The organism is Methylophilus aquaticus (assembly GCF_030769565.1).
GTDB classification, from domain to species: domain Bacteria; phylum Pseudomonadota; class Gammaproteobacteria; order Burkholderiales; family Methylophilaceae; genus Methylophilus; species Methylophilus aquaticus.
In genome coordinates this window covers 77,436-98,985 of the sequence record NZ_JAVCAP010000014.1, presented here as the reverse complement: position 1 = coordinate 98,985, position 21,550 = coordinate 77,436, and the positions used below count along the sequence as shown (strand labels likewise).

18 protein-coding genes are annotated in these 21,550 nt (G+C 47.4%); 7 read left to right on the top strand and 11 right to left on the bottom strand.

The genetic code is table 11. The annotated features are described in order from the left end of the window. The first annotated feature begins 10 nt into the window (after nucleotides 1-10). Nucleotides 11-1,783, top strand: coding sequence for a dihydrolipoyl dehydrogenase (gene lpdA / locus Q9291_RS06955; protein WP_306389309.1), 1,773 nt, complete (start codon nucleotides 11-13; stop codon nucleotides 1,781-1,783). A gap of 181 nt (nucleotides 1,784-1,964) precedes the next feature. Here lpdA and Q9291_RS06950 read toward each other — a convergent pair whose 3' ends face one another. The 5 genes from Q9291_RS06950 to Q9291_RS06930 form a co-directional block, all read right to left on the bottom strand. Next, nucleotides 1,965-4,463, bottom strand: coding sequence for a tetratricopeptide repeat protein (locus Q9291_RS06950; RefSeq protein ID WP_306389308.1), 2,499 nt, complete (start codon nucleotides 4,461-4,463; stop codon nucleotides 1,965-1,967). A 147-nt stretch (nucleotides 4,464-4,610) separates the two neighbouring features. Continuing rightward, nucleotides 4,611-5,138 carry a VPLPA-CTERM sorting domain-containing protein gene (locus tag Q9291_RS06945; RefSeq protein ID WP_306389307.1) on the bottom strand — a complete coding sequence of 176 codons (528 nt, stop codon included), beginning with the start codon at nucleotides 5,136-5,138 and terminating at the stop codon, nucleotides 4,611-4,613. Between the two features lie 395 nt (nucleotides 5,139-5,533). Next, nucleotides 5,534-6,295, bottom strand: a complete 762-nt coding sequence (locus Q9291_RS06940; RefSeq protein WP_306389306.1) for an Lcl domain-containing protein — start codon at nucleotides 6,293-6,295, stop codon at nucleotides 5,534-5,536. Between the two features lie 513 nt (nucleotides 6,296-6,808). Further along, nucleotides 6,809-7,573, bottom strand: a complete 765-nt coding sequence (locus Q9291_RS06935) for an Lcl domain-containing protein (protein WP_306389305.1) — start codon at nucleotides 7,571-7,573, stop codon at nucleotides 6,809-6,811. 473 nt (nucleotides 7,574-8,046) lie between these two features. Then, nucleotides 8,047-8,811, bottom strand: coding sequence for an Lcl domain-containing protein (locus tag Q9291_RS06930; RefSeq protein WP_306389304.1), 765 nt, complete (start codon nucleotides 8,809-8,811; stop codon nucleotides 8,047-8,049). A 576-nt stretch (nucleotides 8,812-9,387) separates the two neighbouring features. Between Q9291_RS06930 and Q9291_RS06925 the strand changes: the two genes are divergently transcribed. Genes Q9291_RS06925 through Q9291_RS06915 form a run of 3 tightly spaced genes read left to right on the top strand, consistent with a single transcriptional unit; the run spans nucleotide 9,388 to nucleotide 13,105 of the window. After that, entirely contained in the window at nucleotides 9,388-10,155 is a 768-nt protein-coding gene (locus Q9291_RS06925) for a response regulator transcription factor (protein WP_306389303.1), read from the top strand. Next, on the top strand, nucleotides 10,142-12,064 hold the full coding sequence (locus tag Q9291_RS06920; RefSeq protein WP_306389302.1) for a sensor histidine kinase: 1,923 nt from the start codon (nucleotides 10,142-10,144) through the stop codon (nucleotides 12,062-12,064). Before Q9291_RS06925 ends, Q9291_RS06920 begins: the two co-directional genes overlap by 14 nt. A 42-nt stretch (nucleotides 12,065-12,106) precedes the next feature. Further along, nucleotides 12,107-13,105 carry a transporter gene (locus Q9291_RS06915; RefSeq protein WP_306389301.1) on the top strand — a complete coding sequence of 333 codons (999 nt, stop codon included), beginning with the start codon at nucleotides 12,107-12,109 and terminating at the stop codon, nucleotides 13,103-13,105. Between the two features lie 74 nt (nucleotides 13,106-13,179). On the opposite strand, the gene Q9291_RS06910 is transcribed toward Q9291_RS06915, so the two are convergent. Next, the gene (locus Q9291_RS06910; RefSeq protein WP_306389300.1) at nucleotides 13,180-13,824 is read right to left on the bottom strand and encodes an Lcl domain-containing protein; all 645 of its coding nucleotides are present in this window, start codon (nucleotides 13,822-13,824) and stop codon (nucleotides 13,180-13,182) included. Nucleotides 13,825-14,171: 347 nt separating this feature from the next. Between Q9291_RS06910 and Q9291_RS06905 the strand changes: the two genes are divergently transcribed. Next, a complete protein-coding gene (locus Q9291_RS06905; RefSeq protein WP_306389299.1) occupies nucleotides 14,172-14,771 on the top strand; it encodes a VPLPA-CTERM sorting domain-containing protein in 600 nt (199 codons plus the stop codon). Between the two features lie 119 nt (nucleotides 14,772-14,890). On the opposite strand, the gene Q9291_RS06900 is transcribed toward Q9291_RS06905, so the two are convergent. From Q9291_RS06900 to Q9291_RS06890, 3 genes are read right to left on the bottom strand one after another with little or no spacing between them, the layout of a single operon-like run. Continuing rightward, nucleotides 14,891-15,760 (bottom strand): SPOR domain-containing protein, encoded by an 870-nt coding sequence (locus tag Q9291_RS06900; protein ID WP_306389298.1) that lies wholly within the window; start codon nucleotides 15,758-15,760, stop codon nucleotides 14,891-14,893. Then, nucleotides 15,757-16,557, bottom strand: a complete 801-nt coding sequence (locus Q9291_RS06895; RefSeq protein ID WP_306389297.1) for a type III pantothenate kinase — start codon at nucleotides 16,555-16,557, stop codon at nucleotides 15,757-15,759. Before Q9291_RS06895 ends, Q9291_RS06900 begins: the two co-directional genes overlap by 4 nt. Further along, complete coding sequence (locus tag Q9291_RS06890) at nucleotides 16,554-17,543, bottom strand: biotin--[acetyl-CoA-carboxylase] ligase (RefSeq protein ID WP_306389296.1); 990 nt, start codon at nucleotides 17,541-17,543, stop codon at nucleotides 16,554-16,556. The genes Q9291_RS06895 and Q9291_RS06890 overlap by 4 nt, the downstream gene beginning before the upstream one ends. Nucleotides 17,544-17,764: 221 nt before the next feature. Between Q9291_RS06890 and Q9291_RS06885 the strand changes: the two genes are divergently transcribed. Further along, a complete protein-coding gene (locus Q9291_RS06885; RefSeq protein ID WP_306389295.1) occupies nucleotides 17,765-19,546 on the top strand; it encodes a glutamine--tRNA ligase/YqeY domain fusion protein in 1,782 nt (593 codons plus the stop codon). Between the two features lie 152 nt (nucleotides 19,547-19,698). Here the strand turns inward: Q9291_RS06885 and Q9291_RS06880 are convergent, their stop codons facing one another. Both Q9291_RS06880 and Q9291_RS06875 read right to left on the bottom strand, forming a co-directional pair. Beyond that, complete coding sequence (locus Q9291_RS06880) at nucleotides 19,699-19,956, bottom strand: DUF2442 domain-containing protein (protein ID WP_306389294.1); 258 nt, start codon at nucleotides 19,954-19,956, stop codon at nucleotides 19,699-19,701. Further along, complete coding sequence (locus tag Q9291_RS06875) at nucleotides 19,928-20,167, bottom strand: DUF4160 domain-containing protein (RefSeq protein WP_306389293.1); 240 nt, start codon at nucleotides 20,165-20,167, stop codon at nucleotides 19,928-19,930. The genes Q9291_RS06880 and Q9291_RS06875 overlap by 29 nt, the downstream gene beginning before the upstream one ends. A gap of 269 nt (nucleotides 20,168-20,436) precedes the next feature. Here Q9291_RS06875 and Q9291_RS06870 point away from each other — a divergent pair, with 269 nt between their 5' ends. After that, the gene (locus Q9291_RS06870) at nucleotides 20,437-21,549 is read left to right on the top strand and encodes an FRG domain-containing protein (protein WP_306389292.1); all 1,113 of its coding nucleotides are present in this window, start codon (nucleotides 20,437-20,439) and stop codon (nucleotides 21,547-21,549) included. The last annotated feature ends 1 nt before the right edge of the window (nucleotide 21,550 follow it).

Here is a 21,550-nt window from a genome sequence, read left to right as displayed (position 1 = left end):
TAAGGTTTTCATGAGTCAGTTAGTAGAAGTCAGTGTGCCAGATATCGGCAATTTTGAAAGTGTGGACGTCATTGAAGTACTGGTGGCTGTCGGTGATACCATTGCCAAAGAGGACTCCCTGATTACAGTAGAGTCAGACAAAGCGTCGATGGATATCCCCTCTTCGCATGCCGGGGTCGTCAAGGAACTCAAAGTCGCTGTGGGTGACAAAGTGGCCAAAGGCAGTGTCGTGCTGGTGGTGGAGTCGGCGAAGACTGCAGCAACGCCGGAAGCCAGTGTGGCTTCTGCTAAAGCCCCCGTTCAAAATACAGCAACTGCGTCGCTTGCTGCAACAGCGCCAACGCCTGCGCAAGCCAGCGGCAAGCACGACCTGACTGCGCAAGTCGTGGTGCTGGGCTCTGGCCCTGGCGGCTACACTGCCGCCTTCCGTGCGGCTGACCTTGGTCTAAAAGTAGTCCTGATTGAGCGCTACCCAACACTCGGCGGTGTCTGCCTGAATGTTGGCTGCATTCCTTCCAAGGCATTGCTGCACACGGCAAAAGTAATTACTGAAGCTGAAGAAACAGAACACCATGGCTTGAGTTTTGGCAAACCTGCGATTGATTTGGACAAGCTGCGCAACTGGAAAGCCAACGATGTGGTAGGCAAGCTCACTGGCGGTCTGGCGCAAATGGCCAAGGCGCGTGGGGTGACTGTAGTGAATGGCATAGGTAAATTTACCAGCGCCAACCAAATTGCAGTGACAGCGGCGGATGGCAAAGTGACCCTGATTGGATTCGACAATGCGATTATTGCTGCCGGCTCTCAAGCCACAAAATTCCCCGGCGCACCAGATGATGAACGCATCATGGACTCTACCGGTGCACTGGCACTGGCAGACATCCCCAAACGCCTGCTGGTAATTGGTGGCGGCATCATCGGTCTGGAAATGGGGACTGTGTATGACGCGCTGGGCTCTAAAGTCAGCGTCGTCGAATTCATGGATGGCCTGATCACCGGTTGCGACCGCGATCTGGTTCGCCCATTACAAAAACGCATGGAAAAACGGTTTGAAAGCATCATGCTATCGACCAAAGTTTCAAAAATTGAAGCCAAAGCCGATGGTATCTATGTTGATTTCGAAGGTGCCAGTGCGCCCAAGGAAACACAAAAATACGATCGCGTACTCGTTTCTATCGGTCGCCGCCCAAATGGTAAAAATATCGACGCCGACAAGGCTGGCGTTGCCGTGGATGATCGCGGTTTTATCGCAGTGGATAAGCAGATGCGCACCAATGTTCCGCATATTTTCGCTATTGGCGATATCGTCGGCCAACCCATGCTGGCGCACAAAGCCACGCACGAGGCCAAGGTAGCAGCGGAAGTGATTGCCGGGCACAAGGTCGAATTTGTTGCCAGCGTCATTCCTTCGGTGGCTTATACAGATCCAGAAATTGCCTGGGTCGGCATGACTGAAACCGAAGCCAAAGCCAAGGGTATCGACATCGAAAAAGCCAGCTTCCCGTGGGCGGCCAGTGGACGTGCCATTTCTATTGCACGTACCGAAGGTGCTACCAAGCTGATTTTTGATAAAGAAACACATCGCGTAATCGGTGCAGGCATCGTCGGCACCAATGCCGGGGAGTTGCTGGCAGAAGCGGTATTGGCGATTGAAATGGGGGCCGATGCGCATGACCTTGGATTGACTATCCATGCCCACCCGACGTTGTCTGAAACTGTGTGTTTTGCAGCGGAACTCAAAGAAGGCACCATTACAGACATGCTGCCCCCTAAAAAGCGCTAGCGTCAAAACTACACCGCCACCGGCGGGTCTACACCCCAGCGCACTATGCGGTACAACAACGGGTTACAACAACAAAGCCTCTTGAAACAAGAGGCTTTGTTGTTTGTGATCTGGTTATTTTATGACTGGGAGCCATGTGGCTATATCAACATGGCCAAGCACGCACCTGGCGCCACAAGTGCTAACCCAACTCGGCGATCAATTGTTTTACCTCATCAACGGGAACATCACGGCTACTGCCTGCACCTTCCAGTGCTTTTTGCAGTGCTAATTTGGCATGCAATTTATCCAGCACAGCCAGATACGCTTTGCCCAAGTGGTATTGAAAAACCGGATTCGCCGGGACTTTTTCAGCAGAAAACTCAAGGGCTTTTACAGCTTCTGCATACTTGCCAGCCTTATACGCCACCCAACCCACAGTATCCTTTAATTCAGGGACTTCTTGTTTAGAAAACTTCTGTGTCATTTGGTAGGCTCGAGCAATGCTATCTTTATCGCTATGATGCTCAACCAGCAAAACAGCCAAATTATTTAGCACACTTGTGGCATTAGCATCTACTTTCAACATAGCCTCATATACTGCCTGCGCAGCGCCAGGCTTACCCGTTGACTGGTATAAATCCGCCTGCAAAAACTGTAATGACAAATCCTTGGGATGCTGCTTTATGCCATCCTCAATCACAGACTCAGCTTCAACCATTTTACCTGTCATCAAATATAACTTTGCCAGCTCTTGATAAGCCTGTACCACTTTACTACTTTGCTGAATGAGAGATTGATACACCTGCGTTGCTTTATCTAGTTGCTTGGATTGCAGATAGACTTTTGCCAGCATGAGCTGTGACAGCGCATCCTGAGGATTTTCACTATGCAAGCGATTGAGCAAAGTCACCGCCTCGCTCGACTGACCGGCCATCACCAAATGGCTGACCAAATTACCCAACACCTGTGCATCCTTGGGCTCTGCCGCATAGACACGCTTGATCAAAGGCAAACTGGCTGCATAATTTTTTTGTTTAAAATAGACATCGCTCAACAAATAATCGGCTACCAGTGGCGACTTGGCCACCTGCCGCACTTTATCCACCACGGCCACTGCTCCCGTCCAGTCACTGCGGGCAGTTTTTACATCCACCATCATTTTCAGTGCAGGCAAATCATTGGCTTGTTGCGCAAGCACCGCATTGAGTGTTTTTTCAGCTTGTTCAAACTCACCTGTTGCAAACTGAAAATTCGCATAAGACATCATAAAGCGCACATTGCCCTGACTGGCATCAACCGCTTTCTGATAATACTGGTTAGCTTGCACAAATTGTCCTGTTTTGGCGTAGGACTGTGCCAGCACCAACATGGCATTGGCGTCTTTGGCATTGTCAGCGGTCACAATCAACAACTTGGCAATCGCAGCCTCCAGCTCGCCCGCCTGAATATCCAAGCCTGCCTTGAGCGTTAACGTTTGCTGGTCACGCACGTCTTCTTTCAGCACCTCAGCAATTAAAGCATCGGCGGCAGGTCTGTTTTTTTCTTGCAAATGCAGCTGTGCTAACAAACCCTTGGCTTTCAATCTATCCTGCTTTTCACCAGCAAGCGCAATAATCGTTTCCAACGTTTTTTTAGCCGCTGGCATATTCTTATTTTGCATATCGGTAGCAAACTGCGCAAACCGCAATTGCATATCGTCAGGCGCATCGTCAACAAACGCTTGCAATTGTTTAGCCGAGGCTTCTGCCCCCTTGCTACGTTTAATCACATCCAACAAAGCCAACTTAGCCTCTTGGTCTTTGGCATCAACAGCAATCAACGCACGCAACTGCTCCTCCGCCAAATCCATCTTCTGATGCCTCATATAAAACTTAACCAAATCAATACGCAAATTCTTTTTATTCGGTGTTTGTTTAATCAACTGCAAATACACCTGTGCCGCCTCATCTAACTGCTGGCGAGATTCAAGCACCCTAACCTTATAAATACTCAAATCCACATCGCCAGGCAACTGCTGCAAGCCCTGATTTAAAAACACCAACGCTTGGTCAGGGTCTTTATTTTGCATGCGCTCAACTGCCAACAGCGCATAAGCCTCATTAAACTTAGCATTCTTTTTAAGCGCTTGTTGCGCCAACGCCACCGCTTTTTCATGGTCGCCTTGGCGCAAACTTGCCCCCGCCTGCAACAACAACACATGCTCATCATTAGGGGCCAGCCTTGCCAATTGCGCCATATAATCTGCCGCTTTTTCGGGTTGACCCGCCAACATATAAATATTAGCCAACTTCACCCTCGCCATCACATGCTTGTTATCTTGCTCAGCCACCGTTAAATAGTGCTGATAAGCAGCTTTTAAATCGCCTTTTTTCTCAGCCACTTGCGCCATGCCATACACCGCCGCCGTCACGTTTTTTTTAATCTGCAAAGCATTTCTAAACTCAATATTCGCTTTGTCTAACTCATCATTTTCTAAAAAGGCCATGCCTTTTTCATAATAAGCCTGCACTTTCTCCTCTGGCGTTTTACTAAACAACAACACCAAAACCACCACTAGCACAGCGGGCAACACAAACCATTTCAACAACTTCAACCACATTGGTGTGCGGCGCTTGCGGTTGGGCTGATCTAGTGTACTCTCAAGCGCAAGGTGATTAACTGCGGTATCATGATTTTTAGCTTGTGTGTTTTCAGTCATAACAATCCATTTACTAAACTAAAAAAAGCGCCCTGACCCAAAGTCAAGGCGCTTAAGTAATAGCATTATTCACGCTAAACAATATGTTGAACAACACGACTTGGTTGCTAGCGTAGTTTTTTTCTCACCCAGAGGATAACTTATCGCTTAAACCGTTTTTTTACGGCGCAAACCTGCAAAGCCCAATACACCACTGCCAAATAACCAAGCCGCTGCAGGGATAGGTACGGCAGAAACAGTAGAAGAACTCGAAATTGACCCAGTACCGTTAACAATATTGATAGTACCACCAGCATTGGTCAATGCGCTTGCAAATTGCAGTGGCGGTAATGATAATAAACCCGCACTGTAATAAAATTCTCCAGTACTGTTATTAAATACGCTATTGAATCTATCTACATCTACTTGTGTTGCCACAAGTGTACCCCTTGTGCTGGAGGTGTCAGTGAAAGAAAAATTAACCGACGTTGCTTTACCCAGATCTGCGTCATATACAAAACTACCTGAAAATATTGTATCAACTAAACCAAAACTACCAGAAAAAGGAACACTTGCAGGGTCGGACTTTGCATCGTTACTAAATGTCCAAGTGACTGGAGTTGCTTGCGCATGGTTGGCGAGCAGGCCTGTGCTTAACGCTAATGCGATTGGCAGTGATTTAAAAAAAGGGTGCATCAATAGGCTCCTACGATAAAAAAATTAAAAAAACTAAATAACTCACAACATCAATGTAGCACAACACCAATGTTTGAAATCTGAACTTTTCTGACATTTTCGGCTGAAAACAACCAAATAGCCCAGATGGGCTAATGGGCACCTCTAAAATCAAATAGACCACAGAGTGCACAGAAAAAACCTTAAAACTGATTTAACCACTGATAAACGCGCATCATCACCGTATCCCCACCATGTCATTCCGTTGTCAAACGGAATCCAGCGACTTTTTATGCTTAAACACACTGGATACCGACTTGCGTCGGTATGACGGCGAAATAAACCAAGAGCTGGAAATCCAGCCCTTGGTTTATTGCTTAACTTTAATTGGTGGGCTTACCCCATAAAACAACCACTTACGCTTGCTGTTTACGACGACGCAGGCCCACTAAGCCCACCAAACCACTGCCAAACAACCAAGCCGCTGCGGGCACAGGCACCGCACTCACCGCTGGGATTTTTCCGGGGCTCACAGCCCAAGCATAATATTGGAGGTTCTTAAAGTCGGAGAAGCGCTGTCTACCGACGCTGGTGCCGAAGCTCCACGCGCTTATTGGATTGTCCGCGTACTCCGTGCCAGACCAGTAGACCCAAGATTGCTCGTTGTCAAAGGTGGCGGTGTTAGGGATAGCGCTAACGGCTGTGCCGCTCAGCTCGCTGTAAAACAGCTCTACCAGTTCATCACCCGCTGTGGTGCCATTGGTGGGGGTATTAAAACCAACTGTAGTGTTGACAACAGTAGGCAAGCGCCACTGGTTGCTGCCTGCATAGTTAATGCTGTTTAAATAACTGATAAACGCATTGGCACCATACCAAGAGGTTCGGCCTAACACGGTGGTGGAAAAGTCAGTGGCGCTGACGGTGTATGCCAAGCTGCCAATGTTGTTTGTGCTGGCAGCCACAATCTTGCTAATCACACTGCTGTCAGCAGCAATCATGCTGCCTAACAGATTGGCGTCTTTAGTCCAGGTGACATCGCTGACCGAGCTGTAGACCACATCTTGACCCCCAGATGTGTAGCCGGTGAGGGTGGCTTGGGCGTTGAGGCTGAATGTGCTGAGTGCGAGTGAGGCGGCAGCCAGGGTGTATTTAATAGCAGGTTGGTTTAATTTAATCATGTTAACTCTCGCAAGAATGAAGTATTCAATAAAGGGCACATCTAAAAATTCAAATTCCGTTGCGATACTGCGTTGCTCAAAAAAATTTCTCCTGACATATCAACTATATGCGGCGTCAAGTGGTGTAAGCAGGCAATGCGTGAAACGCATGCTCGCAAAATTTTTTACTCGCGCCTTATCTGGCTTAGTAATTTCAATTTTTAGAGGTGCCCTAAAAACAAAAGACGTTGTATTGCTTTAACTCAGGCATGCAAGTTAACAGAAAAATAAAAAACCAAATCTGAACTTTTCTGACATTACTGCTTGAAAATTAGGCAAATAGCCCGAATGGGCTAATGTGCGTTGTATCTACCTGCGTCATTGCGAGCGTAGCGCGGCAATCCATGCGATGTTTAAACCTTTTGGACTGCCGCGCTTTGCTCGCAGTGACGAGGGTAAAAACAAAAAAGGCTGGTTGCCCAGCCTTTTTAACACATCGACTTGAAAACCTTTTGCCTTCAAGCACTGCCCATCTTAAGCTTGCTGTTTACGGCGGCGCAAACCAGCCAAGCCTGCCAAACCACTGCCAAATAACCAAGCGGCGGCTGGGATAGGCACGGCAGAAGGCGTTGAAGAAGACACGATTTGTCCAGAAGTCACAGCCCAAGCATAATACCAGCTGTTCTTTTTGCGGCCGTCCGGGAGGCCAATGTTGTTATAGAAGTTCCACGCGTAATTAGGAATCGGCGCGTACTCCGTGCCAGACCAGTAAGCCCAAGCTTGCTCGTTATCAAAGGTGGTGGTATTGGGGATAGCGCTATTGGCTGTGCCGCTCAGCTCGCTGTAAAACAGCTCTACCAGTTCATCACCCGCTGTGGTGCCATTGGTAGCGGTGTTAGTGCCAATGCTAGTGTTGACAACGCCGGGTAGGCGCCACTGGTTGCTGCCTGCGTAATTAATGCTGTTTAAATAACTGATAAACGCATTGGCACCATACCAAGTGGTTTGGCCTAAAATGGCTGAAAAATCACTGGCACTGACGGTGTAACCACTAATTCCGTAGTTGTTGGTGCTGGCGGCCACAATCTTGCTAATCACGCCGCTGTCAGCGGCTATCATGCTGCCTAGAAGGTTAGCGTCTTTGGTCCAGGTGACATCACTCACTGAGCTGTAGACCACATCTTGACCCCCAGATGTGTAGCTGGTGAGTGCTGCTTGGGCGTTGAGGCTGAAGGCACTGAGTGCAAGTGTCGCGGCAGCCAGGCTGGATTTAATAGCAGCTTGGTTTAATTTAATCATGTTAACTCTCCCAGGAATGAAGTATTCAATAAAAACAAAAATGTGGTATTGCTTTAACTCAGGCATGCAAGTTAACAGAAAAATAAAAAACCAAATCTGAACTTTTCTGACATTTTCGGCTAAAAACAACCAAATAGCCCAGATGGGCTAATGGTTTTAAGTAAAAGTCGTCTTTGCGAGCGCAGCGAAGCAATCTAAGTAGGGTTGAAGCTAATCTCACTATAGAGAAATACAAAAAGACACAGAGAAAATCTTAAAACTGATTTAACCACTGATAAACGCGCATCATCACCGCCCCCCCCATCCCGTCATTCCGTTGTCAAACGGAACCCAGCGTCTTTTTATGCTTAACGACGCTGGATACCGACTTGCGTCGGTATGACGGCGAAAAAAACCAAGGGCTGGAAAACCAGCCCTTGGTTTATTGCTTAGCAGTCATTTGCGGGGTTAGCCCATAAAACAACCACAATCACTTAAGCTTGCTGTTTACGGCGGCGCAAGCCAGCCAAGCCTACCAAACCACTGCCAAACAACAAAGCAGCCGCAGGGACAGGTACTGCAGAAGGCGTTGCGGTGGTGGTAATTTGGCCAGAAGTCACAGCCCAGGCATAAAATCGGTTGTTATTAAAGTTGCGGTCCTGGCGGCCATTGGCGGTAGTGAAGTACCACGCGCGACCGGAAAGAACCGCGTGTTCCGTGCCAGACCAGTAAGCTACCCGCTCGTTGTCAAAGGTGGCGGTTTTGGGCATAGCGCTATTGGCTGTGCCGCTCAGCTCGCTGTAAAACAGCTCTACCAGTTCATCACCCGCGATGGTGCCATTGGTAGCGGTGTTAGTGCCAATGCTAGTGTTGACAACGCCGGGTAGGCGCCACTGGTTGCTTCCTGCGTAACTAATACTGTTTAAATAGCTTATAAACGCATTGGCACCATACCAAGAGGTTCGGCCTAACTCGGTCGTGGAAAAATCATTGGCGCTGACGGTGTAAGCCAAGCTGCCGTAGTTGTTGGAGCTGGCAGCTAAAATCTTGTTAATCACGCTGCTGTCAGCAGCAATCATGCTGCCAAGCAGGTTAGCGTCTTTGGTCCAGGTGACATCACTGACCGAGCTGTACACTACATCGACCCCAGCGGAGGTGTAGCTGGTGAGGGTGGCGTGGGCATTGAGGCTGAAGGCACTAAGTGCAAGTGTTGCGGCAGCCAGGCTGGATTTAATAGCAGCTTGGTTTAATTTAATCATGTTAACTCTTCCAAGAATGAAGTATTCAATAAAGGGCACATCTAAAAATTCAAATTCCTTTGCGATACTGCGTTGCTCAAAAAAAATTCTCCTTACATATCAAATATATGCGGCGTCAAAATTTTTTACTCGCGCCTTATCTGGCTTAGTAATTTCAATTTTTAGAGGTGCCCTAAAAACAAAAGACGTTGTATTGCTTAAACTTAGGCATGCAAAATAACAGAAAAATCAAAAACAAAATCTGAACTTTTCTGACATTGCTGCTTAAAAATTAGGCAAATAGTCCGAATGGGCTAATGTGCGTTGTATCAACCTGCGACATTGCGAGCGTAGCGCGGCAATCCATGCGATGTTTAAACCTTTTGGACTGCCGCGCTACGCTCGCAGTGACGAGGCTGGGACTGGCGCGCTGCGCTCGCAGTGACAGTTCAGACGTATACTGATCGGCTGATCACTTTTTGAGTAGTTCACTGATGGGTGCCGAGTCATCTGCCGCATTATATTCAGGCACTTAATTCTGACAAATTCTGACATTTTATGAAAAACGTCCTCTGATATGTGAAAATGCAATTTTAATTGTTGTTGCTTCCATACATGCTTAATAGCCGCCTTGCCATTGTTGAAGATGAAGCGCCGCTTCGACAGGATCTGATTGCTTTTTTTGAGATGCGTGGCATGCAAGTGTCTGGCTTCGCGAGTGCTGAAGATTTTTTTGAGGTTTTTGACGCAAGCACATTTGATGTGGTGATTTTAGACATCGGCCTGCCTGGTAAAAGTGGGGTTGAAGTGGCTGAAATAGTGCGTGAGCAATCACAAGCGCCTATTTTAATACTGACATCGCATGCCAATAATCAAACGCATTTAGACAGCCTGCAGGCGGGTGCAGATGTTTTTTTGTCCAAAAGTGCATCGCTTGAGATTATTGAATCAACCATCCTCAATATGCTCACGCGACAGCACATACTTCAAACACCAAGGGTACAGACTGACGCTCTGGCTACAGCGCACTTTGCAGGCCTCTCTCGCAAGTCTGATCAGGAGGTGTGGCGTTTGATTGAGAAGGAAACCATTTTAAAAGCGCCTAACCATGCATCGAGCAAGCTGACCTATACGGAAACACTTTTTTTGCGAGCGCTGCTTTCGCAGGCTAACCAGGCGGTAGCACGCGCGGAGCTGGTGTCTGCAATAGAAAGAGAAGTGACGGCTTCGAATATGCGTAATCTTGACACCTATGCAAACCGGCTTCGTCGCAAAGTATTCGCTGATACACATGTAGAGTTGCCGATTCGTAGCGCTTATAACCTGGGCTATGTTTTTTCCGGAACGGCGTATGTGTTGGCGTAAACACAGCGACAACATTCCAGATTGGCGCAGTTTACTCTCAGGCTTAATATTATGGCTCGCATGCCTGTGTCCGCTTGTCAGTGCCTCAGCGACACTACACCTGCCTGCTGAGCCCAAGTTCACTGACTATAGCAATCATATTGAGTACTGGTGCCCGAGTGCACGACTCTCATCATTGTCGGATGCCCAAGCAGCGCACTTTCAACCAGTGACACACCAATTTCACAGCCCTTCCGCTGCGTCCTCTATTTGCTGGTTCAAGCTGGCGGTGCAGTCCGATGCAAATACTGCAATCACCTGGATATTTTCAAACCATTGGACCCCGATTGATTTTCTGGATGTTTGGGTACTTAGCGACACGCACGCACAACACTTTACACTTGGAGACCATAGACCTTATCAAGATCGTATCATTAAAAGTCGCTTGCCCGCTTTTCCTGTCAGTTTGGCACCTCATCAAAATGCCACCATTTATATACGCGCCGAAAGCAGGAGTTTGATCGCCATACTCGGCAGTTTGTCGCCAGCAGAGGTGTTTGAGGCACAAGACAAAGCAGATGATGTGACTTTTGGTCTCTATTTTGGGGTATTCGGCATGATGGCGCTGATTGCGTTATTGATGGGCCTTTGGATTAAAGATCCGGCCATGCTGGCTTATAGCGGCTATGTTGCCAGCTTTTTACTGGTGACTTTTGCGGTGCTGGGCTATGCATCCGTGTTCTTCTGGACTACAAGGCTAGCCAGCTCAGATATTATGATAGGCGTATTTAGTTTAATGCTGCTGTTTTCGATCACATCGATGTGGATACATTTACTGCAACTGAAAATCCGCTTTAAAAAACTTTATTGGCTTTTTGCAGGCACCAGGACAGCAACCATCATCGCGTTGCCTATGGTATTGAGCCCTTTCTATACCGAGCTGCAAACAGCTTTAAGAGTCATCAGCTTCCCGTTTAACATTATTCCACCATTCATCTTAGCCATTCTGTGGTATCAGCATAAGAAAACAGAACATCTCATTTACTTGTTAAGCTTTACTGGTCTACTGCTGTCATCGTTCACTTATATCTCGATGACAGAAAACATCCTGCCTTTAACACTTAACAAAGCCTATTTATACATCGTCATGTTATTGATTAATATTTTCATCATGAGTATCGGCATGGCTTTTCGCGTACGCCAAATTCAGTTAGATAAAGTGGCTGCCGATAGCAAAGCCGAGCTGGCATTGCAGCGCACACAAGAAGAACGCCGATTTGTGGCCATGCTTTCGCACGAGTTCAGAAATCCGCTGGCCACGATAGACCGCAGTGCCCAGATGCTCATATTGACCAATCCGGATATTACACCTGCCTCAACCACTCGATTTAATAATATTCGCGCCAGCGTGAGTCGCTTATCTTCGCTAGTCGATAATTTTTTAATCTCCGAGCGTTTGCAAGAAGAACGCCTGACACTGCATGCATCCCTCCATTCAACAACTGATCTGATTGAAGATATCCGCAGCCACTTTACGGATGAAGACTGGCAACGCATTCAAGTAGAGTCGATCCGACAAAGCTTTCACTTTGATCTGAACCTGATCAGTATGGCCGTGGGTAATTTACTGCACAACGCCCTGCGCTATGCCCTGCCAGACACCATGCTTCAGTTAAACACAACAGTCCAACACAATGCACTGCACATTCTCGTAGCCGATGAAGGGCCAGGCATCTCTGAAGAAGAAATGCAAATGCTCGGCACACCCTATTATCGTGCCCCCAACGCGTTTGGCAAAAAAGGTACGGGCTTGGGCTATTATTTTTGCCGCAGGATTGTGGAGTTACATGGTGGCGAACTCACCGCATCAAAAAACAATGCAGGTGGATTAAATGTATTGATCGTTTTAAAACGAGAGTTAGCACAGTAAAGGCAATTGCCATTCACACACGTATCTTGGGAGAGATCAATAGTGCATCATTTCATCTTTAAATCAGTCCGTGCAAGTATATTTTTAGCGCTGGCGCTCATATTCACCTCAGCACAAGCGGCGCAACTCGATTTAATGCCAGACGATTATGTGGTCAAACCTGACACTGTACAGCTTGCCTTCAACCTGCTGCAACGCCGTCAGATAGGCGCTTATGTCAATGGCAGCTTACCGCAAAACAGCGTGCGTATCAGTCCGTTTTTACCTGCAATTCCTTTGGCTAAAACAGTCATTGAATCCCAAGTCGCCTCTATCCGCCTGTCAAAATTTATGACACTGGGGGAGTTTACTGTCGCACCGGTGTTAGTCGCCTCATACCGCAATATTGAAAATACCTCCAGCAGCTACAGCGCGCTGGTGGATATGCAGAAAATACTGGGAGAAGGTGCCCAAGGCGTGCATGGAGATATCGGTGTAGGTGGCACGCTCTGGCTGGTGAACCAACCGGCAAAACACGAGTTCTTAGGTGTCACTGCGTTTATGACGTTGCCTACCGGGGATTACGATGCCCGTAAAAACATCAATCTGAGTGAAAACCGCTGGCGTTTTGTCCTGAGTGGTGGCTGGGTGACGACATTGGGCGACAAGTGGGTGAATGAATTTTCACCCGAAATTGCGTGGTATGGTGATAACAATGCATACAGGGATTTCACTCAGTCGCGTTATATCCTCAACACACAACTAAAAGGCACCGATGAATTATCACAAGAAAAAACCTACGCGCTAAGTGATACTTTGCGTTATAAAATCACGCCAAGCATTCATGTTTTTAGCATGGCACAAATCAACCGTGGCGGCAAAACCTATGTCAACAATAGCAAGTTAAGCGATGCAGCTGATAATACGCGCATTGCGCTTGGCTTATTGTTTTATACGCAGGGCGGAAACCAGTGGATGTTGCGCTACCAGAAAGATACCGCGATTGAGAATGGCCTGCGGCTGGCAGATGAAGTAACTTTGCGCTATATGCATTATTTTTAAAAAAAGTGTAGACCAACAATAGCAAGGCCGGGAGCCCTGACAGGCACCCAGCCTTTTTAAATCAACGCTGGTTATTAAGCTTGTTTTTTACGGCGCAAACCTGCCAAACCCACTAAACCGCTGCCAAATAACCAGGCGGCGGCTGGGACGGGTACGGCAGATGGCGTGACCACGGCTGCAACTTGCCCTGAAGAAACTACCCACAGAAATGCACTGTTCCAGGCGCCATACCCTATATATGTGCTGCCGGATCCAAAGTTCCAGGCATCAATTCTTGGGTACATATCTGGTCTAAGAGTGGATGTCCAGTAAATACTTGGCTCCTCGTTATCAAATACATTATTGACATCATAAGCATTGGGTATGAAACGATTGGCAGTCAGATCATATTCCTTGCCGTTCAGTTCTTGTTGGTACAACTCTTTTTGCTCTTGAAAGGTTGGCAAGCGCCATTGCTGGCTACCACCATAGTTGCTGGCGTTTAATTGACTGATAAAAGCGTTGGCCGTCGATAACGAGATATGTCCGTTGGAAGTCAGATTGAGCGTTTTGTAAAGGTTTGCATCTTTTGTCCACGTCACATTACTGACTGAACTGTAAACCATGCCTGCACCGTTTGCACCTGTGTAGGATGTCAACGCGGCCTCAGCGTTGAAACTGAGGCTTGCTGCAGCAACGATGGCTGCCATCACCGCATTGTTTATAGTGGTATTTTGCATAACAGATTCCTAAAAATTGAATAATTGACCGCTAAAACTGCAAGGGCTATCTTAAACAACTCTTCAACTCCATGTTCTGAACTTTTCTGACAATTACTGACACTCTCTGTCATTCTGGCCGATTTTGCACGCCATTAGCCCGAATGGGCTAATGGATGTGGCTGTTATCTCTGAAATTAAATCATTGACGGCAGCGGATCAGAAGTTTCAATGCGCACAGTTGACCTCAAGTTCCAGAATATCGTGCCGTTATACAGGTTAAGCCTAATCGTGTTTAACCATCGCTTTATCCAATGCGGAATTGAATCAGAAAGGGCGATCCAAACCAACAAAAAAGAGAGGTGCCCATGAAATTTGTAAACTGGATAACGCTGGCGGGACTGACTATCAGTATGCATGCCAACGCAACACTACTGACCATTGTTAACAATGTGGTCTATGGCGCAAAAAATATTGAGATAAATGGGGTGCTGTATGATGCTGAATTTGGGCATGGCTACCTTGCCAATAACAGCGTGTTTGACAACTATGACAAAGGTAAAGCTGAGGTTGTTGGTCAAGCATTAATTAATCAAGTATTTTCGCAAATCAAGCTCAACAATGGTGAGTATCTTAACGGCTGTAGCGCTTATGACGCATGGTGCTCGGCATATACTTTTATGGATACAAGCACTGATGAAGGGTTTTTGGGTGCTTACACCAACGGTCACATTGAGTGGGAAGAAGGCTTTAACAGCGCGATTCGTGATAAGTTTAGCTATATATTCAGTACGTCCAACGGCAGTTCATACATCACAACCATTCAATGGTCTCTAGCCGGTGCGCAAGCACGTTCGGCATCTTCACCATCGTCAATTCCCATACCCGCCGCCGCTTGGTTGTTTGGCACAGGACTGTTCGGTCTTGCTTATATTAAACGACGCAGAATGGATTACTCATCGCTATAGTCAGTGCTGACCCTCCACTACCGAACCTGCCTCATGCAGGCTCGGTAGTGGAGGTAACTTACATATTTAAGTCATCAACTGTTTTAATGGCGTACCGTCATGCTGACTGTTGAAAGCAGTTATGGGCATGGTGTTTCTTTTAAAACGGAATCAGGAAACTGGGGTTGTGTTTTTTTCAGGTTAGCAAACTGTTGGACTGTCACATCCTGCAACTTGACCACAGCTTGCCCTTGTCCGCCATAACGCGTGGATTTGACCAACAGACGAACGCCTTTGGCTTTCAGGTCTGTCATGAGTTTATCCGCCAATTGCTCGTCGCGAAAAACACCAAATGAAATTGCATTTCGCCACTTGGGGTCTTGCACGATAAAAAAGTCTTCAACACCCAGTTTACGCAATTCATCCGCTTTAATCTGTGCGGCCTCGGCAGATGCCAGCGGTGGTTTATAAATCCAGTAGCGTGTATTCTCGACAGCACCAGTTTGTTGATTCACGAAATTTTTAATGCCAAGCTGGTTGGCTGCATCCACGGCTTCGTTGATTCTGGCCAAGTTAAAACTGCCCCACTCATAGCACACATGGGTCGCTGACATGTGCACCGTGGGTTTGGATTCTGCCTTATCAGCCACTTTAGTGTCCTGGCGTGGATTGGAAGGCTTACTTAACGCTGATATTGCAATTTCTGGCGTGGCGATTTCTGACTTGGCAATATCCGTTTTGACAACTTCAGTTGCACCCGGGGTTGTAACTTGTGCCGCAACATCTGACACGCCTTCAGCGTTTTCGGCCAGCGCATTCAGGCCTTCCTGAACTGGCTGGGCAGGACTGCGTCGAGGGTAATCATTCAGAGATTGCTCAGTGAGCAACTTCATCTGCTCCGGATGCAACTCCGGTTTTAATGTGCTGACCACAGGCGTCAAATCGGCCAGCTTAAAATAAGCAAATACCAGCACATTCAGCAGCAGTAATATCCAGACAAGTCTTTTCATTGCGTCATATTTTCGGCCACACTGGCCAATCCCCTTAAAACCAGATTATCCACAATAATGGCCTGTACTGACAATATTTGTGATAAATGAGGCTGTAAACGCGGTGCATCGCCTCCGCTGAGTAACAACAAGGGAGGGTTTGCGCAGGTGCTGGTCAATGCTTGATACTGCAACAATACCGCCCCCGCTATCGCATGCAAGCACCCTAGCAGCATCGCTTGCTGCGTATTTCGGGGGCGGGCATCCACCGCTAAAAAATCATCCGGAAATGCAGCATTCAACTGCGCGGTACGCTGTTGCATGCTTTGCCACATGAGTTGCAAACCAGGCTGTATGCTACCGCCGTCAAATACAGCATGCTTTTTGAGAGTCGGGGCTTCCATGATTTGCAGGGCATCTATGGTCACAGCAGTCCCGGCATTGACCACCAGTGCCGGTTGTTGATAATGTGCCCAGGCCGCCAACAGGCAGCACCAGCGGTCACTGCCTAATTGCGAAGGATCATGATAGCGATTATGCACCCCAAGCGCCTCCGCACTTGCACTCACCCAATGCATTCTTGCTACAGTCTCCAGCGATTCAAACACTTGCAGCCACAGCGCACCGGCAACATTGCTGATCCATATTTCTGTGGCCTGTGCTACTGCACTGGCAAAGGCAGTCTGCTCTGCAGCCTCTACATGATTTAACCAACTGGCATTATCAAAGGCAGATACGCTGTCAACGTCCGGACCACCCGCCTCCATTGCCCAAGCCCACTTAGTGCGCGTATTCCCCGCATCAATCAGCAGCCTCATTCGGCGCTCCGCACACTGATTTCACCGGCATTAAAACGTTGTATACCGCTGGCTGTTTCAACCAGCAGACTGCCCTCTTCTGCAATATCGATGACCCGGCCCGGCAGCACCTGACCATTCACCAGATGCAAATCGACAGCTTGCTGATGAAAGGCATGATACGCTGCCCATTGCGGCTGAAAATAGCTGAAACCGTGTTCGGCAAACAGGTTTAAATGCTCAGCCAGTGATGCCAGGCATCGCCCCAGCACCTGGTTCGGATCCAGCGCTTTGCCATACAACTGATTCAAACCCATCGCAGCCTGATCTATCTGCTGCCGTAATGTGGTGTCAACATCCAGGTTAAGGCCTACCCCGATCACTGCAGCACTTGGCCCTTCCATATCGCCTTGCAACTCGATCAAGATGCCGCCAAGCTTTTGCCATTCGCCATGGGTTTGCACGATCAGATCGTTCGGCCATTTAAGCCGGACGTCTACCAGGCCCATGCCATGCAGTGCGCGCACGAGCGCCAGCCCAACTACCAAACTCAAGCCAGACAGTCCTGCCGCACCACATTGGAAACGCCACAACAGTGAAAAAGTCAGACTACCGCCCAACTTAGAAAGCCAGTTGCGGCCGCGACGGCCTCGGCCCGCTGTTTGCACCTGAGCCACCACACAGGTCGCATGCGGAACGCCACGTACACTTTCCTGCATCAAGTAGCGATTGGTAGAATCCACCTGCGCCAATACCTGCATATGAAACCAGGGCGCATAGTCGCCACACGCCGCCAGAATCGCTTCCTGTTCCAACAAAACCACCGGTTGTGGCAAACGATAGCCGCGACCATGTACTGACAAAACGGTAATTCCCAACGTTTGTGCAGCCTGGATGGCGTTGAAGACCGTGGCCCGTGTCACACCAAAGCGTTGTGCCAGCGCCTCACCGGAGTGGAACTTGCCATCGGCCAGCACAGCAAGAATCGGAAATGCCAGTTTATTCATAGAATGATGTGTTTGGTTTTGTTCGGATAGCGTTGCGTATGGACGAATGGGCAAGCATGCCCCTTGTGAAGCTCTGTTTCAGCCAGAAGTGTAGCATACCCGCGAACACCTGCCGTGGCCTCTGGCGCAATGATAAAAGTGAGACTCACCGTGTATTAACTGTTTTGGTGCGCCCTGCGAAGGGTGTAAAATAGGAACACTTTAAAAACAAGTATCACACCATGTCCACAGAAAAAGAACCCCTGCCAGCCGCTTCCAATTTTATCCGCGCCATTATTGATAAAGATCTCGCCGAACACAAATACGCCAACAAAAAATGGGCTGGCAGTCCCGGTGATGCCGCACATCAAGCGGCTGGTCAGGTAGATTTTGCCAAAATCCGCACCCGCTTTCCGCCAGAGCCTAACGGCTACCTGCATATCGGCCATGCCAAATCCATCTTTTTAAACTTTGGCCTGGCGCGTGATTATGGTGGCGTGTGTCACCTGCGTTTTGATGACACCAACCCGGAAAAAGAAAGTCAGGAATACGTAGACAGCATCTCGGACATGGTGCAATGGCTGGGCTTTGGCTGGGAGAACCCCACTCCCAACGGCAAGCAAGAAAGCAATTTGTACTTTGCTTCAGACTACTTTGATGTGATGTACCAAGCGGCTGAAGCGCTGATTACGCATGGGCATGCCTATGTCGATGAGCAAACGGCCGATGAAGTGCGTATCAACCGTGGCACGCTGACTGAGCCTGGCAAAGATTCACCTTTCCGCAACCGCAGCGTAGAAGACAACCTGCGTATTTTCCGCGAAATGCGTGACGGCAAGCACCCGGATGGCAGCATGTTGTTGCGCGCCAAAATTGACATGGCTTCGCCTAACATTAATATGCGCGATCCGGCGATTTACCGTATTCGCCGTGCGCATCACCACAACACAGGGGACCAATGGTGCATATACCCGATGTACACTTTTGCCCACCCGATTGAAGATGCGCTGGAACAAATCACGCACTCCATCTGCACACTGGAATTTGAAGACCAAAGACCTTTTTACGACTGGCTGATGGCGCGTCTGGTGGAGGCAAACCTGCTGGCAAACCCGGTGCCCTACCAATACGAATTTGCACGCCTGAACCTGACCTATGTCGTGCTTTCCAAGCGTAAACTGATTCAACTGGTCGAAGAAAAACACGTATCCGGCTGGGATGACCCGCGCCTGCCCACGCTGGCCGGTGCCCGCCGCCGCGGCTACACGCCAGAAGGCTTTAAACTGTTTACTGACCGCATCGGTGTTTCAAAAGCGGATTCCTGGATTGAGTACAACATTCTCGAAGATTGCATGCGCGAAGTGCTCAACGAATCTGCGCCGCGCAAAATTGGCGTGCTCGACCCGATCAAACTGGTGATTGATAACTATCCAGCAGGCCAAGATGAAGATTGCCACGCCCCCAACCATCCGCAAAAACCGGAACTGGGCAAACGCGTGGTCAAACTCTCCAAAGAGTTGTGGATTGAACGTGAAGACTTTATGGAAGAACCCAGCAAAGGTTATTTCCGCCTGTTCCCGGGCAATATGGTGCGCCTGCGTTACGGCTATGTGGTCAAATGCATCAGCTGCGAGAAAGACGCGGCTGGTAACGTGACCACCGTACATTGCGAATATCTGCCAGACACCAAATCCGGCACACCGGGCGCTGACAGCGTAAAAGTAAAAGGCAATATCCATTGGGTGAGTGCCAGCCACGCTTATACCGCCGAAATCCGTCTGTATGACCGCCTGTTTAAACAAGCCCACCCCGGTAGCGGTGACAAAGACTTTCTGGAAGACATCAACCCGGATTCAGTGAAAACCATCACTGCGCAACTGGAACAAAGTGCACAGGAAGCACAACCGGGTGAGTGTTATCAGTTTGAGCGCCATGGCTACTTTGTAGCTGACCGTAAAGACAGCGTTGCTGGCAAACCGGTGTTTAACAGAACGGTGACCTTGCGGGATAACTGGCAGAAATAATGGATAAAAAGCGCACAAAGAACGCGTCATTCCCGTGCAAGCAGGAATACAGTTTGATTGAGCAAGCCATTAAAAAGTTGGATTTAAAACAGATTTTGGTGTTATTTATAAATAATACCTACGTCGGACTGTAAGCGCGTCAGATAAGTGTATTAATTCCTAGATTGAGATACCAAAGGAAATGCACTTGGGTTGCGGATAGACTCTACCGATAAATCAATATCCAATAGAGGCCAGTAGAGATGGTTAGAAGAAGGCTTTTCAACCGTTGTGACGGCTTCTAACGTGGCATGTTTAAACCATGGAAACTCAGAGAAAGGCACAAATAACTCCTCTGCGTCTAGCAACAACCAGAAACCTTTGTTTGATGCTAAAGAAACTTCAATTTCCGAAGTGTTTGTGCCAGGCATTTAAAATCTCCTCGTAATGCTTTTCAACCAACAGCAATACTTCATTAAGCTGCTTTTGCGTAAGTCCCTGGTTCATGGCCAACTCAATTTTTGGCTCAATCCAATACTTTGCTTCACCGTCCGTGTGTGACACGTGTATATGCATCCGTGGCTCTTCACGAGAAAAGAAAAAGAAGCGAAATGAGCCATCACGAAAAACGGTCGGTGCCATAAGCCAATCATAACATTTTTAAAAGCTATTTTGACAATAGACCAGACCCTTGCTATGGTTTCGCTAGCTTAATTGCAAGCACCGAAATGAAGTGTCAAATCCAATCGGTAACAAATAATATTGTGCTATAAGGTTAAGAAATTGGTGCACTACGCGTACCGTGATTCGGTAACGCGAGCACAGGGCGCATCCTACTTGGCTTATATAGTTGATAAATTAAATTGCTTGTATTTTTAGCAGTAATCACCCAGGAAGGATTTCAATAGGCAATGAATGGTCAATGGATTGGAAGGTTTGGTGGAACTACATCTGGACAAATAATACTTAATGTCGATGATTGTGGCGATTGGTACCAAGGGACTGCATTCCTATTACAGGACGACAATAGCATTGCTAATTCTTTGGTAGGGTTCAGCACCATTACCAAAAAGAATGAGTTCAAATTTACTACCAAAAATATCACTGCATTGAATAGATGGCCTGGCCTTCCGATTACGATTGACCAGATGCAAACTGAGTTCCCCCACTCTCAACTACCAGAGTTCGTTGAAGTTGAAGGGAAATGGACAGAAAGCAACCTTGTATTAAATTGGAAATCCAATCTTACTATTGGAAATTGCAATTTAAAAAAACCAAAAGCAAATACCAAATCAAAAATTTCTTCCAAAAAAGTCACCTGGGATAGTTTTAAAAGAGCAGTAGCTAAATTAGAAAATAGAAGATTTATCTTTAGAGGTCAACAAGAGCCTTGGCGTTTGAGAACCTCATTTCATAGAACAAATCGAACTAACATTCAGAGATTTATTAACGACGATATTCGTGTTCTGCACAGACATTTAAGTGCTAGAACAAAACATACATTCAACCTTGAGATACCAAATGAAAATGGCGCATTCTTTAATTTAGTCCAACATCATGGCTACCCAACTCCACTATTAGACTGGACATTATCTCCTTATGTAGCTGCTTTCTTTGCTTTTCGTAACATTTCGAAAGATGCAGTTATAAAAGCAGAGAAAACTAATAAAGTTAGAATAATTATGTTTGACCAAGATGCATGGAGAAATGACTATACTCAACTGGTCCACCTATCTACCGGAATATTGCATTTTTCAATGAGTGAGTTTCTTGCAATTGAAAATGAACGCATGATTCCTCAACAGGCAGTTTCTGCAATTACAAACATTGATGATATTGAAACTTACATACAACAATGTGAGAAGAAAAATGGCAAGAAATATCTTTATGCGTTTGACTTACCTTTATCTGAGAGGGATAAAGTGGTGCAGGAACTGCGCTACATGGGCATCACAGCCGGTTCGCTGTTTCCTGGTTTAGATGGGGCATGCGAAGAGCTAAAAAATAGAAATTTCGATTTATAAA